The organism is Streptomyces sp. NPDC002004 (assembly GCF_053593975.1).
Map to the genome: position 1 here is coordinate 23,049 of NZ_JBSFDP010000010.1, position 12,969 is coordinate 36,017.

The window sequence follows — 12,969 nt, forward strand, 5'->3', positions numbered from 1 at the left end:
ACCTGCGACCGGAGGAGTGCAGTGGCAGCCAGCGACCGGGGAGCAGCTCCCGGCAAGTCCGGCGGGAGCTCCGCTGCCGATGCGCTGATGCGCGCCTCCCTGAGCGCCGTCGCGCCTGGTACGGGGCTGCGCGACGGCCTGGAGCGGATCCTCCGAGGCAACACGGGCGGACTGATCGTGCTCGGCTTCGACAAGACCGTCGAGTCGATGTGCACGGGCGGTTTCGTCCTGGATGTCGAGTTCACCGCGACGCGGCTGCGCGAGCTGTGCAAGCTCGACGGCGCGTTGATCCTTGACAAGGACATCACCAAGATCCTGCGGGCCGGCGTCCAGCTGGTGCCGGACCCGACCATCCCCACCGAGGAGACCGGCACCCGGCACCGCACCGCGGACCGCGTCAGCAAGCAGGTCGGCTTCCCCGTCGTGTCCGTGTCGCAGTCGATGCGGCTGATCGCGCTGTACGTCGACGGCCAGCGCCGCGTCCTGGAGGACTCGGCGGCGATCCTGTCCCGCGCGAACCAGGCCCTCGCCACGCTGGAGCGGTACAAGCTGCGCCTCGACGAGGTCGCGGGCACCCTGTCCGCGCTGGAGATCGAGGACCTGGTCACGGTCCGTGACGTGTCGGCCGTGGCGCAGCGTCTGGAGATGGTGCGTCGCATCGCGACGGAGATCGCCGAGTACGTGGTGGAGCTGGGCACCGACGGCCGGCTGCTCGCCCTCCAGCTCGACGAGCTGATCGCCGGCGTGGAGCCGGAGCGGGAGCTGGTGGCGCGGGACTACGTCCCCGAGCCGACCGCGAAGCAGTCCCGCACGGTCGACGAGGCGCTCGCCAAGCTGGATGCGCTGACCCATGCCGAGCTGCTGGAACTTCCCACCGTGGCACGCGCGTTGGGATACACGGGCTCTCCCGAGACGCTGGACTCGGCCGTATCACCCCGCGGCTTCCGGCTGCTCGCCAAGGTGCCCCGGCTGCCCGGCGCGATCATCGACCGTCTCGTCGAGCACTTCGGCGGCCTCCAGAAGCTGCTGGCCGCGAGCGTCGACGACCTCCAGACCGTGGACGGCGTCGGCGAGGCCCGGGCCCGCAGCGTGCGCGAGGGCCTGTCGCGACTCGCCGAGTCCTCGATCCTGGAGCGCTACGTGTAGCTCGCAGGCGCGCCCGGCCGGAACCCTCGGTCCCGGCCGGGTCCCGCGGGCGTCAGGGGTGCCAGATCTCCTTCATCGTGGCCACCTTGCCCTTGGCGTCGAGCGTGACGTCGTAGATGTTGCCGTAGCAGCCGTAGGGCTCCTTCACCCGTCCGGTGTCGCCCAGTTCGTCGGCCAGGCACCCGTCGATGTGCATCGCCAGCTGGTCGTGGGTCACCCTCTTGTGGGCGCCGGTGCTGTTGATGGCCAGTTCGGCCTTGACCGCGGTCGGGAGCACGTAGTGCTTGGCGTCCTTCTTGTTGCCGCCGCCGTAGATCCAGTCGTTCGGGCTGCAGTGCGGCACGGCGACCGTGGCCTCGAAGCCGCCCGCGTCCCGCATCAGCTCCAGGTGCAGCATCGTGTGCCCTGCGGGCATCTTCGGCGGCGCGCCGCAGTCCCCGCCCTTGCCGTCGCCGTCGACGTCGTCGGACGGGCCCTGGGACGACGAGCCGTCGGAGCCGGACCCCCCGGAACCGCCCTTCCCGGCCTTGCCCGCCTTGGCCGGCGCGTCCGACGGTGCGGAGCTGCTGCCGGAAGCTCCACCGGCGTTGGAGTCGTCCGGCCCGCAGGCCGCGACACCGCTCAGCGCGGCGACGAGCGCAATCGCGCCAAGAACACGGCGAGTTGATGTCATGTGGAATCCCCCGTACGAGAAGTGCGTGACGTGATCATGATCGATCAACGGAGGTTTCTACACCACACGTGAGGGAACGGCGAAATCCGGCCGCGCGCGCCCGTCGTCATGGGGAGCCGGGGCCCGTCGCCCGTCCGAACGGGCCCGCGCGGTTCAGTCCTTGGACAGGACGAAGGACGTACGCGCCGTCTTCAGCCCAGGCGCCTTGGCTTCCACCAGATACGTGCCGGCGCCGGCGGATCCCGCGGACGGGGTCGCGCAGTGGGGCGCGCTGGGCTTGCGGTCCCAGGTGAGGGGCTGCGTGATGCGGCTGTCTGCGGGCACCTTGAGCAGCAGACTGCCGCTGCCCTTCACGCAGTCGTCGGAGGACCAGATGTCCTTGTCCTCGCCCGCCTGCGTGATCGTCACCACCGTGCGCCCGGGGCCCAGGTCGATCTTGCAGTCGGCGCCGGACGAGTTCTTGGCGGTCAGCTCGAAGTGGGGCTTGTCGTCGGGCGCGTACGCGTTGTGCACACTGTGCAGGTCCAATGTGACCGCGTGCGCTGCGCAGTTGGGCAGGCTGGAACCGGCCGGGACCCGGTCGGCGCCGCCACCGCCGTTCGCGCCGCCGTCGGACCCGGCACCGCCGTCCGAGCCGTCGCCGCCGGTGTCCGTCTCGCCCGAGCCGTCCGAACCCCCGCTGTTCCCCGCGCCGTCTCCGCCGCCGGAGCCCGACTCGTCACGTCCGCCCGGGTGTTCACTGATGGCGGGGCCCGAGTCGGAGGGGCCGGGCGTGATCGACGTCACCGGCCTCTTGCCGCCCTTGCCGTCCGACGTGGTCTTTCCGCTCCCGCCAACGGAGTTGACGATCCAGAGGCCGAGCAGCGCAAGCACCGCGACCACGGACAGCAGAACCGCCCTCCGTCGCCAGTAGATGGAGGAGGGAAGCGGCCCGACCGGATTGCGCAGAGATCCCACGGCCCAAACTGTACGAGAGATCGGCGCGTTGTCCGGCCCCACCCGCCACTCGGTGCATCTTCTTTTGCCGATCATCATCACGAACCGGTGGCGCATACGTGGCGGACGTCTCATACGTGACGATCGCCGCAGCGGTCCGGGCGCGGAACACCCCTCGACGTCCCTGACCATGGATGACATGGACTCCGAGCTCTATCTCGACATCACCGGATTCGCGCACGACACCCCGCTCTGGGTGCAGCGTGCCGCGGAGGCCTGGACGGAGGCCGGCCTGCTGCTGTTCGGTGTGCTCTTCGTCGTCGCGTGGTGGCGGGCGCGACACGGTGATCCGCGGGCGCTGGCGATGGCGGTGCTTGCGCCGCCGGCGACTGCGGTGGCCTACGTGGTCAGCGAGTTGATCAAGTCCGGTGTCGACGAGGAGCGCCCGTGCCGCGCGGTGTCCGGGGCGCTCGCACCGCTGGTGTCCTGCCCGCCGCACGGCGACTGGTCCTTCCCGAGCAACCACTCGACCATCGCGGCCGGTGCGGCGGTCGCGCTGATCCTGGTCCGGCCGGGCATCGCGTGGCTGACCGTGCCGATGGCGCTGCTGATGGCGTTCTCCCGTGTGTTCGTCGGCGTCCACTATCCGCACGACGTGCTCGCGGGTCTGCTGCTCGGCACCGTCGTGGCCGTCGTCGCCGTACGGCTCGGGATACGCCCGGCGACGCGCGTCGCCGAAGCCCTGAGGACGTCCGACGCGGGTCCCGCCCGCTGGTTCGCGGGGCCGGGCCCGAGGGCGCACAGGGCGCACGCATCGGCCGCACCGGCACACCGGCGCTGACCGCACGGCGCCTGACACGGGGACCTCTTCGTCACGGGGCGCCTTCACGGTGGCCGGGGCGGTGCTCACCCGCCGGGCGCCTCACGGTGCCGGGGCGGCGCTGCCTCTCCGGGGCGCCCTTCCCTGAAGGGCGCCTCTGCCTTGCCGGGGCACGGGGGCACGAGGCACAGGGTCACCCGCCCTCGCGCCGGCGCCTTCACGGGGCCGCCGGAGGGTGCGGGGCAGGCCGCGGGACACCGCGGCGGAGCGTCCGCGCACCGCATGATCGCTTTCCCCACACGCCCACGGCCCAGCGCTTTTCCGATCCCCGCCCTCCCCCGTGGCAGGATCGACCCTGCCATGACTGCGCCCACGTCTTCGAAGCCCACGACCACGATCAACCCCGGCGACCTGCACGGCCCCGTCATCGACTGGTTCGACGCGCATGCGCGGGACCTGCCGTGGCGGCGGGACGACGCAGGGCCCTGGGGTGTGATGGTCAGCGAGTTCATGCTCCAGCAGACGCCGGTCAGCCGCGTTCTGCCCGTGTACGAGCAGTGGATGGCCCGCTGGCCCCGCCCTGCCGACCTGGCGGAGGAGGCGCCCGGCGAGGCCGTCCGCGCCTGGGGACGGCTCGGGTATCCGCGGCGCGCGCTGCGGCTGCACGGCGCCGCCGTCGCCATAACGGAACGGCACGACGGCGACGTACCCACCGACCATGCCCAGCTGCTCGCCCTGCCCGGCATCGGCGAGTACACCGCGGCCGCGGTCGCGTCGTTCGCCTACGGGCAGCGGCACGCCGTCCTCGACACCAATGTGCGGCGGGTCTTCGCCCGCGCCGTGACCGGCACCCAGTACCCGCCGAACGCCACCACCGCGGCCGAACGCAGGCTCGCCCGGGCCCTGCTGCCGGAGGACGAGCGCACCGCGTCCCGCTGGGCCGCGGCCTCCATGGAGCTGGGCGCGCTCATCTGCACCGCGAAGAACGAGAGTTGCGAGCGGTGCCCGATCGCCGGCAGCTGTGCGTGGCGAGGGGCAGGGAAGCCCGAGCACGAGGGGCCGGCGCGACGCGGCCAGACCTACGCGGGAACCGACCGGCAGGTGCGGGGCAAGCTGCTGGCCGTGCTGCGGGAGGCGGTCGGACCGGTTCCGGAGGCGGTGCTCGACCGCGTGTGGCACGAACCCGTGCAGCGCGCCCGCGCCCTCGACGGTCTGGTCTCCGACGGTCTGGTGGAGCCGCTGCCCGGCTCCCTCTACCGGCTGCCGCAGAGCCGCCCCCACGGACCCGCCTGAGGACACCCGCCACCCGATCCATAAGACGGCATAAGAACCCCTCTTACCCAGGCCTTATGTCTGTTACACAACCGACGGACAGCCGTGCGTCCTCCGCAGGCTGCTTCGGACAGCGCCGTGACAACTCGTCCGTAACTTCTTCGCCGTGCCCCACGAACGGGGGGCGAGGCACGGCTACACGGGTCGGAACGGAGGCGGTTGGCATGGCGCACGGCGAGGTGCTCGAATTCGAGGAGTACGTCCGCACACGACAGGACGCGCTGCTGCGCAGCGCCAGGCGCCTGGTCCCCGACCCCGTGGACGCACAGGACCTTCTCCAGACCGCGCTCGTACGGACGTACGGCCGCTGGGAGGGGATAGCGGACAAGCGCCTCGCGGACGCCTACCTCCGCCGCGTCATGATCAACACGCGGACCGAGTGGTGGCGGGCCCGCAAGCTCGAGGAGGTTCCCACCGAGCAGCTGCCCGAGGCTCCGGTCGACGACTCCACCGAGCAGCACGCCGACCGCGCCCTGCTGATGGACATCATGAAGGTGCTGGCACCGAAGCAACGCTCGGTCGTGGTGCTGCGACACTGGGAGCAGATGTCCACGGAGGAGACGGCCGCCGCCCTCGGTATGTCGGCCGGAACGGTCAAGAGCACGCTGCACCGGGCGCTCGCCCGGCTCCGCCAGGAGCTGGAGAGCCGCGACCTGGACGCACGCGCGCTCGAACGTGAGGAGCGGGAGCGTTGCGCGGCCTAGGCACGGGGATCCCCCCTCTCGAACGCAGTCGGGAGTGGGGGAGGACCGGAAGAGCCCTGAAGGCGGGGGGTGCGGCGGCGGCCGCGCTCGCCGCCCTCGGCCTTTTCCTCGCCGCCTGCTCCACGGGCGGCACCGGTGCGCGGGACGAAGGACCCGCCCACACGGACCCGGTCGGCCAGGCCAGCCCCTCCCCCGAGACGACCTTCGCCGTGAAGCGGGTGAACGCGGTGCGGCTCGTCAAGGACGACCCGAAGGTGAGCGCCGAGGTCAAGCGCGACCTCAAGCCGTGCGTCGGCGACGAGTACCCGGTCGACGTGAGCTACGGCAAGCTGACCGGCGGATCGACGACGGACGTCGTCGTGAACGTCATGACCTGCGGGGACGCCGTCGGCATAGGCTCGTACGTGTACCGCCTGGAAGGCAGGAAGTATCAGAATGTCTTCCTGGCCGAAGAGCCCCCGGTGTACGCCGAGATAGACCGCGGTGACCTGGTGGTCACCAAGCAGGTGTACGAGAAGGGCGACTCGGTCGCGTATCCGTCCGGTGAGGACGTGATCACATATCGCTGGTCGTCGAGCAGATTCACCGTGCACGACCGTATGCACAACGACTACAGCAAGTCGGTCGGCGGATCCTCGCCCGCACCGGCGGAGAACTGACACGGCCCGGTACCGGGCAGATGAGGCACCGAGCCGGTGGAGAAGATCCGGTGAACCGACGGCACCCCGCTTCCGGCGGGACACAAGACCCCCGCCACGGCGGAGAACAGAGACTGAGAGCAGCGGATTCGATGGCAGAGCAGACCCACGTCCTGTTCGTCGAGGACGACGACGTCATCCGCGAGGCCACCCAGCTCGCCCTGGAGCGGGACGGTTTCGCGGTCACCGCCATGCCCGACGGCCTGTCGGGCCTGGAGGCGTTCCGGGCGGACCGCCCCGACATCGCCCTGCTCGACGTGATGGTGCCGGGCCTCGACGGCGTCAGCCTGTGCCGGCGCATCCGCGACGAGTCCACGGTCCCGGTGATCATGCTGTCGGCACGCGCCGACTCGATCGACGTGGTCCTGGGCCTGGAGGCGGGCGCCGACGACTACGTCACCAAGCCCTTCGACGGTGCCGTGCTGGTCGCCCGCATCCGCGCGGTGCTGCGCCGCTTCGGCCATGCGAGCGGCCCGGCGAACGGCAACGGCTCCGCGCACGACGACAACGCGGCAGCGACCGGTGGCGTGCTGCACTTCGGCGACCTGGAGATCGACACCGAGGGCATGGAGGTACGGCGTGCGGGTGCGCCCGTCGCGCTGACGCCCACCGAGATGCGGCTGCTGCTGGAGTTCTCGGCCGCGCCCGGCACGGTCCTGTCCCGCGACAAACTCCTCGAGCGGGTCTGGGACTACGGGTGGGGCGGTGACACCCGTGTCGTCGACGTCCATGTGCAGCGGCTGCGCACGAAGATCGGCCAGGACCGGATCGAAACGGTCCGCGGGTTCGGCTACAAGTTGAAGGCCTGATCCGGGTATGAGGGGGCTTACGCGGGACGTGCGGATACGCACCGGACTCAGGTGGAAGCTCAGTGCCGCGATCGCGCTGGTCGGCGCCCTGGTGGCACTGGCCCTGAGCCTGGTGGTGCACAACGCCGCCCGGGTGTCGATGCTCGACAACGCGCGCGACGTGCAGGACGAGCGCATCCAGTTCGCCCAGCGCATCTACGACGCCACCGGGCGGCTCCTGTACGGCACGAAGGTCGACGCGCCGGACACACCGCACGTACTGCGGCAGAAGGCGGCGGACGGGCGCCGGGCCACCTATGTCGCGGAGTCGGCGGCCGGGGTACCGGACATCTGGGCGGCGGTGCCGCTCAAGGACGGCCATGTGCTGTCGATCCACACCCGCTTCACCGACCGCAGCGCCACCGTGATGAAGGACCTCGACCAGGCGCTGATCATCGGCTCCATCTCCGTGGTCTTCGGCGGCTGTGCGCTCGGCGTGCTCATCGGCGGGCAGCTCTCGCGGCGGCTGCGCAAGGCCGCAACGGCGGCGGGCGAGGTCGCGCAGGGGCAAACGGACGTCCGCGTCCGGGAGGCCATCGGCGGGGTCGTACGCGACGAGACCGACGATCTCGCCCGGGCCGTGGACGCCATGGCGGACGCCCTCAAGCAGCGGCTGGAGGCCGAGCGCCGGGTCACCGCCGACATCGCGCACGAGCTGCGCACCCCGGTGACCGGGCTGCTCACGGCCGCCGAACTGCTGCCCCCGGGCCGGCCGACGGAGCTGGTGCGGGACAGGGCGCAGGCGATGCGCACGCTCGTCGAGGACGTCCTGGAGGTCGCGCGCCTGGACAGCGCCGCCGAGCGGGCAGAGCTCCAGGACCTCCTGCTGGGCGAGTTCGTCACGCGCCGCGTCGCCCTGCTGAACTCGGACGTCCAGGTGCGCGTGGTGCACGAGTCGGAGGTCACCACCGATCCGCGCCGGCTGGAACGCATCATCGGCAACCTTCTCGCCAACGCCGCCAAGCACGGCAGGACGCCCGTCGAGATCAGCGTCGAGGGCCGGGTGGTCCGGGTACGCGACCACGGTCCCGGCTTTCCCGAGGAACTGCTGCGCGAGGGGCCGAGCCGCTTCCGCACCGGCAGCAGCGACCGGGCCGGACACGGACACGGGCTCGGTCTGACGATCGCGGCCGGTCAGGCGCGGGTCCTCGGCGCCCGGCTGACCTTCCGCAACGTCCGTGCCCCCGGCGCGCCCACGGACGCCCCGGCCGAGGGCGCGGTCGCGGTGCTGTGGCTGCCGGAGCACGCGCCCACGAACACGGGGAGCTTTCCGATGCTGAGGTTCTCCGAGGACTGAGCCCGGACCGGGACCGTGGCCGTCAGGCCCAGTCCTTGTCCAGGTCCAGGCCGCCCTCGCGGCGCTGGGTGAAGGAGAACCAGTTCCCGGAGTCGTCCCGGAGGATCGCCTCCGTGCCGTACGGACGCTCCTGGGGCTCCATCAGGAACTCCACGCCCCGCTCCTTGAGCTTGGCGTAGTCCGCGTGGATGTCGTCCGTCGCCAGGACCCCGGCGCCCAGTACGCCCTTGGAGACCAGCTTCCTCATGGCCTCCGCCGACTCCGGGTCCATGACGGGCGGGCCCGGCACCATCAAGGTGAGCTCGACGTCCGGCTGGTCCGGCGCACCGACCGTGATCCAGCGCATGCCGCCGTCGCCCATCGTCATGTCCGTACGGACCTCGAGCCCGAGCTTCTCGGTGTAGAACTCCTTGGCCCGGTCCTGGTCGAGGACCCAGACGGTGGAAATGGCGAGTCCCTTGATCATTGCGTGCTCCCGGTGGGCTGTTGTCGTGCGTGCCCTGCCACGGTAGGCAGCGGCCGGGTCAGCCCGCTTCTTCAGAATTGCCGTCCTCGGACGCGCCGCCCCGCGGGGGCCCGGGGCCCGGTTTGAAGCCGCCGGCCCACAGCATCGCGTAGCACCCGGGGATGAGCGCGGCCCCGCGCCCCACGTGCTGGGAGCGGTACTCGCTCGGGGTGAGACCGGTCAGGGCCTTGAACCGCGCCGAGAACGTGCCGAGGCTGCTGAACCCCACCAGGTGGCATATCTCCGTGACCGACAGGTTCGCCGTCCGCAGCATGTCCTCGGCCCGCTCGATGCGGCGGCGCGAGAGGTACTGGCCGGGTGTCTCGCCGTACGCCGCCTTGAAGGCCCGTACGAAGTGGTAGCGGGAGTAACCGGCATGCGCGGCCACCGCGTCCAGGTCGAGGTCCGGCTCGGCCCAGTCGCGGTCCATGGCGTCCTTGGCCAGACGCAGCAGCCGCAGCTTGTCCACGCTCCGCATGGTCGCACCCGCCACCGACAACGCTCCCGGTGCGCACACGGAGAAGGCCCCCGGCGGTGCATGCCGAGGGCCTTCGGACCGGGAGGAAGGGGCGAGTCAGACCGCCTCTGCCACTGCCTTCTCGTCCCGCACGGCGTCCCCGTCCGCGCCCCCGGCCGTCTTCTTCTGCGGGCCCGCGCCCCGCAGCGGAACCTCCTTGACGAAGAACGCCGCCACCAGCACGACCAGACCGACGGCCGAGCCGAGCAGGAACGCCGAGTGCGTACCGGCGGACACCGCGTGCTGGTAGGCGTCGCGCACCGGAGCAGGCAGCTTGGCCAGGCTCGCGGCGTCGAGCTGGGCGGACTTCTGCGTGATGCTGCCGCCCAGGCCGCCGGCCAGCTTGGTCATCTCGTCCTGGACACGGTGGTTGAAGAGAGCGCCCATGATCGCGACGCCGAAGGAGGAACCCAGCGTCCGGAACAGGGTGGTGGAGGACGAGGCGACGCCCATGTCCTTCATCTCGACGCTGTTCTGCGCGACGAGCATCGTGATCTGCATCAGGCAGCCCATGCCGGCGCCGAGCACCGCCATGTACAGACCGGAGGTGACGCGGGTGGTCTCGGTGTCCATCAGCGAGAGCAGGTAGAGCCCGCCGACCATCAGGACGCCGCCCACGATGGGGAAGACCTTGTACTTGCCGCTGCTGGTGGTGACGCGGCCCGCGATCAGCGAGACGACCATCATCGACAGCAGCATCGGCAGCAGGAGCAGACCGGAGTTGGTCGCGGACGCGCCCTGCACGGACTGCTGGTACAGCGGGAGGAAGAGAACCGCGCCGAACATCACGAAGCCGGTGAAGAAGCCGATCAGCGACATGAGGCTGAAGTTGCGGCTGCGGAAGATGTGCAGCGGCATGATCGGCTCGGCGGCCTTCGTCTGGACGAAGAGGAAGCCGACGAGCGCGGCGACTCCGAGGCCGATCAGCTCCATGATCCGGGCCGAGTCCCAGGCGTACTCGGTACCGCCCCAGGTGGTGACCAGGACGATCGACGTGATGCCGACGGTCAGCAGGGCGGCGCCCAGGTAGTCGATACGGCCCTCTGCCCGCTTCTTGGGCAGGTGCAGCACCGCGGTGACCATGATCAGCGCGACGGCGCCGAGCGGCAGGTTGATGTAGAAGGACCAGCGCCAGCCGAGGTGGTCGGTGATGGAGCCGCCGACCAGCGGTCCGCCGATCATGGCGAGGGCCATCACGCCGGCCATCATGCCCTGGTACTTGCCCCGCTCACGGGGCGGAATCAGATCGCCGATGATGGCCATGACGCCGACCATCAGACCGCCGGCGCCCAGACCCTGGATCGCCCGGAAGCCGATGAGCTGGTTCATGTCCTGGGCCATTCCGCTGAGGGCGGAGCCGATCAGGAAGATCACGATCGAGGTCAGGAAGGCGCCCTTGCGCCCGTACATGTCGCCGAGCTTGCCCCAGATGGGCGTGGAGGCCGCGGTCGCCAGTGTGTAGGCGGTGACCACCCACGAGAGGTGCTCCAGTCCGCCCAGGTCACCCACGATGGTCGGCATCGCGGTGCCCACGATCATGTTGTCGAGCATCGCGAGGAGCATCGCGATCATGAGGGCCAGCAGGACGACGCGGACGCTGCGCGGCCGTGCCCCGGTTTTCTCCTCTGCGCCGCTGTCCACGGCTGCGGTGTCCGTCATGGCCCCCACTTTCAGGTACTTACTTGCCGCCCGGCTAGTTTCTTTACAGTGGGGAAGGTAGCTTCATAACTTGCCGGTCGTCAAGTAAGTTTCTGGGGGTCGAGGAGGTCCCGGCGGGGCAGGTACCCGGCAGGAGGGCGAGAGGCCCGAGAATTGCCGGACCGGACCGGTGCAGCACTGGCACCGAACCGGACCGAACGGCCGTCGGCCGGGCGGGTTTCGAGCGAGTCGAGGAGCGCGAGGAGCACCACGATGGACAGCAGCAGGCAGCAGCGGCGCGGGAACACGCGCCAGCGCATCCAGGACGTGGCGCTCGAACTCTTCTCCGAGCAGGGATACGAGAAGACGTCACTGCGGGAGATCGCCGAGCATCTCGAGGTCACGAAGGCGGCGCTGTACTACCACTTCAAGACCAAGGAAGACATCCTGATCAGCCTCTTCGAGGACCTGACGCGGCCCATGGACGAGCTGATCGAGTGGGGCAAGGAGCAGCCACGGACGCTGGAGACCAAGCAGGAGGTGCTGCGCCGCTACAGCGGCGCGCTCACCGACGCGGCCCCGCTCTTCCGCTTCATGCAGGAGAACCAGGCCACGGTCCGCGAGTTGAGCATCGGTGAGATGTTCAAGGACCGCATGCTCACGATGCTCGACATCATCAAGAAGCCCGACGCACCGCTGACCGACCAAGTGCGCTGCGTCAGCGCCCTGTTCACCATGCACGCCGGGATGTTCGTCCTCAAGGACGTCGAAGGCGACCCCGAGGACAAGCGGAAGGCCGTCCTCGAGGTCGCCATCGATCTGGTGACCCAGGCGCACACCGGCGCCTGAGCCGGACCCCGTGGGGGGGATCGGAGCGGGTCGGTCAGGACCCGGTCAGACGACGATGCCGACGGAGCGCAGGAACGCGACCGGGTTGACCGCCGAGCCGTAGTTCGGGGTCTTGCGGATCTCGAAGTGCAGGTGCGGGCCGCTGGAGTTGCCGGTGTTGCCGGAGAGCGCGATGTGCTGGCCGGCCTTCACCGCCTGGCCTATGCGGACGTCGATCCGCGACAGGTGCGCGTACTGCGAGTAGGTGCCGTTGCCGTGCTGGATCACGATGGCGTTGCCGTAGGCCGGGCCGTCACCGCCGCCGTTGGGGCCCGCCTTGACGACGACACCGTCGTGCGCGGCGGCCACCGAGGTGCCGACCGGCACGGCGAAGTCCTGGCCGGAGTGACGGTGGGACCACATGCCGCCCGCCTGGTTGAAGCAGGCCGAGAGCGTGTACTTGCCGACCGGCTTGACCCAGCCGGCGGTCTTCGCGGCGCCGGTCTTCTGCGCCGCGGCCTTCTTGACCACGGAGGCGACCTCGGCCTTCTGCGCGGCCTTCGTCTGGGCGGCGGCCTGCGCCTGCACCGATGCGGCGACCGAGGGGGCACCCGCGTGCGTCATCGCGGGCTTCTCGGCGGCGGCCGCGACCCCGGCCCCGAACACGGCCGACGCTCCCAGGCCGACGGCGACGACGGTCGCACGGGTACGGAGCAGGGACGAGCCGGGCAGGTAGGACGTGGCGCGCTTCGACATTCGGAATCCTCCGGGCATGAACGGACCCGGCGTACATGCCGTACAAGCCGGGCGGGACCACACTTTGGTAACCCGATCGGCGCGAATCGCCCAAATGCCCCATCTACTACGCGAGGCCGTATGTCGGAGACGTGTGACTCACGCTCTTGACGTCCGGACGCATAGTCGTCCGAAGTGCCCGTTTCAGTGGTTATGGGGAGGTTTAGCGGCACTTCGCCATGCAGGAGCAGGGGGTCCACCGCGCACCCCGTGGAGCACGGGCCCGGACGCC

The 12,969-nt window shown here is 70.4% G+C and carries 14 protein-coding genes; 8 read left to right on the forward strand and 6 right to left on the reverse strand.

Annotated features, from left to right (window positions below):
* Positions 1 to 21 precede the first annotated feature (21 nt).
* Positions 22 to 1,146, forward strand: a complete 1,125-nt coding sequence (disA, locus tag ACWCP6_RS17395; protein WP_450933311.1) for a DNA integrity scanning diadenylate cyclase DisA — start codon at positions 22 to 24, stop codon at positions 1,144 to 1,146.
* Positions 1,147 to 1,198: 52 nt separating this feature from the next.
* Here disA and ACWCP6_RS17400 read toward each other — a convergent pair whose 3' ends face one another.
* Together ACWCP6_RS17400 and ACWCP6_RS17405 are read right to left on the reverse strand one after the other, a co-directional pair.
* Positions 1,199 to 1,867: a hypothetical protein gene (locus ACWCP6_RS17400; RefSeq protein ID WP_450933312.1), complete on the reverse strand. Its 669-nt coding sequence runs from the start codon at positions 1,865 to 1,867 to the stop codon at positions 1,199 to 1,201.
* Positions 1,868 to 1,972: 105 nt separating this feature from the next.
* Positions 1,973 to 2,776 (reverse strand): hypothetical protein, encoded by an 804-nt coding sequence (locus ACWCP6_RS17405; RefSeq protein WP_450933313.1) that lies wholly within the window; start codon positions 2,774 to 2,776, stop codon positions 1,973 to 1,975.
* A gap of 169 nt (positions 2,777 to 2,945) precedes the next feature.
* On the opposite strand from ACWCP6_RS17405, the gene ACWCP6_RS17410 reads away from it, so the two are divergent.
* The 6 genes from ACWCP6_RS17410 (at position 2,946) to cseC (ending at position 8,454) form a co-directional block, all read left to right on the forward strand.
* Positions 2,946 to 3,596: a phosphatase PAP2 family protein gene (locus tag ACWCP6_RS17410; protein ID WP_450933314.1), complete on the forward strand. Its 651-nt coding sequence runs from the start codon at positions 2,946 to 2,948 to the stop codon at positions 3,594 to 3,596.
* A gap of 339 nt (positions 3,597 to 3,935) precedes the next feature.
* A complete protein-coding gene (locus ACWCP6_RS17415; protein WP_450933315.1) occupies positions 3,936 to 4,868 on the forward strand; it encodes an A/G-specific adenine glycosylase in 933 nt (310 codons plus the stop codon).
* Between the two features lie 203 nt (positions 4,869 to 5,071).
* Positions 5,072 to 5,611: a SigE family RNA polymerase sigma factor gene (locus ACWCP6_RS17420; RefSeq protein ID WP_450933316.1), complete on the forward strand. Its 540-nt coding sequence runs from the start codon at positions 5,072 to 5,074 to the stop codon at positions 5,609 to 5,611.
* Positions 5,599 to 6,270, forward strand: a complete 672-nt coding sequence (locus tag ACWCP6_RS17425; RefSeq protein WP_450933317.1) for a hypothetical protein — start codon at positions 5,599 to 5,601, stop codon at positions 6,268 to 6,270. Before ACWCP6_RS17420 ends, ACWCP6_RS17425 begins: the two co-directional genes overlap by 13 nt.
* A 131-nt stretch (positions 6,271 to 6,401) precedes the next feature.
* Positions 6,402 to 7,118 (forward strand): two-component system response regulator CseB, encoded by a 717-nt coding sequence (cseB, locus tag ACWCP6_RS17430; RefSeq protein WP_450933318.1) that lies wholly within the window; start codon positions 6,402 to 6,404, stop codon positions 7,116 to 7,118.
* A 7-nt stretch (positions 7,119 to 7,125) separates the two neighbouring features.
* Positions 7,126 to 8,454 (forward strand): two-component system sensor histidine kinase CseC, encoded by a 1,329-nt coding sequence (cseC, locus tag ACWCP6_RS17435; protein ID WP_450933319.1) that lies wholly within the window; start codon positions 7,126 to 7,128, stop codon positions 8,452 to 8,454.
* A 22-nt stretch (positions 8,455 to 8,476) separates the two neighbouring features.
* On the opposite strand, the gene ACWCP6_RS17440 is transcribed toward cseC, so the two are convergent.
* The 3 genes from ACWCP6_RS17440 to ACWCP6_RS17450 form a co-directional block, all read right to left on the reverse strand.
* Entirely contained in the window at positions 8,477 to 8,920 is a 444-nt protein-coding gene (locus tag ACWCP6_RS17440; protein ID WP_450933320.1) for a VOC family protein, read from the reverse strand.
* 58 nt (positions 8,921 to 8,978) lie between these two features.
* Positions 8,979 to 9,437 carry a helix-turn-helix transcriptional regulator gene (locus ACWCP6_RS17445; protein WP_450933321.1) on the reverse strand — a complete coding sequence of 153 codons (459 nt, stop codon included), beginning with the start codon at positions 9,435 to 9,437 and terminating at the stop codon, positions 8,979 to 8,981.
* A 96-nt stretch (positions 9,438 to 9,533) separates the two neighbouring features.
* Positions 9,534 to 11,135, reverse strand: coding sequence for an MDR family MFS transporter (locus tag ACWCP6_RS17450; RefSeq protein WP_450933322.1), 1,602 nt, complete (start codon positions 11,133 to 11,135; stop codon positions 9,534 to 9,536).
* A 252-nt stretch (positions 11,136 to 11,387) separates the two neighbouring features.
* Between ACWCP6_RS17450 and ACWCP6_RS17455 the strand changes: the two genes are divergently transcribed.
* Positions 11,388 to 11,963, forward strand: coding sequence for a TetR/AcrR family transcriptional regulator (locus ACWCP6_RS17455; protein ID WP_450933323.1), 576 nt, complete (start codon positions 11,388 to 11,390; stop codon positions 11,961 to 11,963).
* A 45-nt stretch (positions 11,964 to 12,008) separates the two neighbouring features.
* Here the strand turns inward: ACWCP6_RS17455 and ACWCP6_RS17460 are convergent, their stop codons facing one another.
* Positions 12,009 to 12,698 carry a M23 family metallopeptidase gene (locus ACWCP6_RS17460; protein ID WP_450933324.1) on the reverse strand — a complete coding sequence of 230 codons (690 nt, stop codon included), beginning with the start codon at positions 12,696 to 12,698 and terminating at the stop codon, positions 12,009 to 12,011.
* Positions 12,699 to 12,969 lie beyond the last annotated feature (271 nt).

Excerpts from the sequence above, each read along its gene's own strand:
- ACWCP6_RS17420 (WP_450933316.1), top strand. The coding sequence starts at position 5,072 with ATGGCGCACGGCGAGGTGCTCGAATTCGAGGAGTACGTCCGCACACGA.
- ACWCP6_RS17460 (WP_450933324.1), bottom strand. The coding sequence starts at position 12,698 with ATGTCGAAGCGCGCCACGTCCTACCTGCCCGGCTCGTCCCTGCTCCGT.
- ACWCP6_RS17415 (WP_450933315.1), top strand. The coding sequence starts at position 3,936 with ATGACTGCGCCCACGTCTTCGAAGCCCACGACCACGATCAACCCCGGC.
- ACWCP6_RS17445 (WP_450933321.1), bottom strand. The coding sequence starts at position 9,437 with ATGCGGAGCGTGGACAAGCTGCGGCTGCTGCGTCTGGCCAAGGACGCC.
- ACWCP6_RS17455 (WP_450933323.1), top strand. The coding sequence starts at position 11,388 with ATGGACAGCAGCAGGCAGCAGCGGCGCGGGAACACGCGCCAGCGCATC.
- ACWCP6_RS17440 (WP_450933320.1), bottom strand. The coding sequence starts at position 8,920 with ATGATCAAGGGACTCGCCATTTCCACCGTCTGGGTCCTCGACCAGGAC.
- cseB (WP_450933318.1), top strand. The coding sequence starts at position 6,402 with ATGGCAGAGCAGACCCACGTCCTGTTCGTCGAGGACGACGACGTCATC.
- ACWCP6_RS17450 (WP_450933322.1), bottom strand. The coding sequence starts at position 11,135 with ATGACGGACACCGCAGCCGTGGACAGCGGCGCAGAGGAGAAAACCGGG.
- ACWCP6_RS17410 (WP_450933314.1), top strand. The coding sequence starts at position 2,946 with ATGGATGACATGGACTCCGAGCTCTATCTCGACATCACCGGATTCGCG.
- cseC (WP_450933319.1), top strand. The coding sequence starts at position 7,126 with ATGAGGGGGCTTACGCGGGACGTGCGGATACGCACCGGACTCAGGTGG.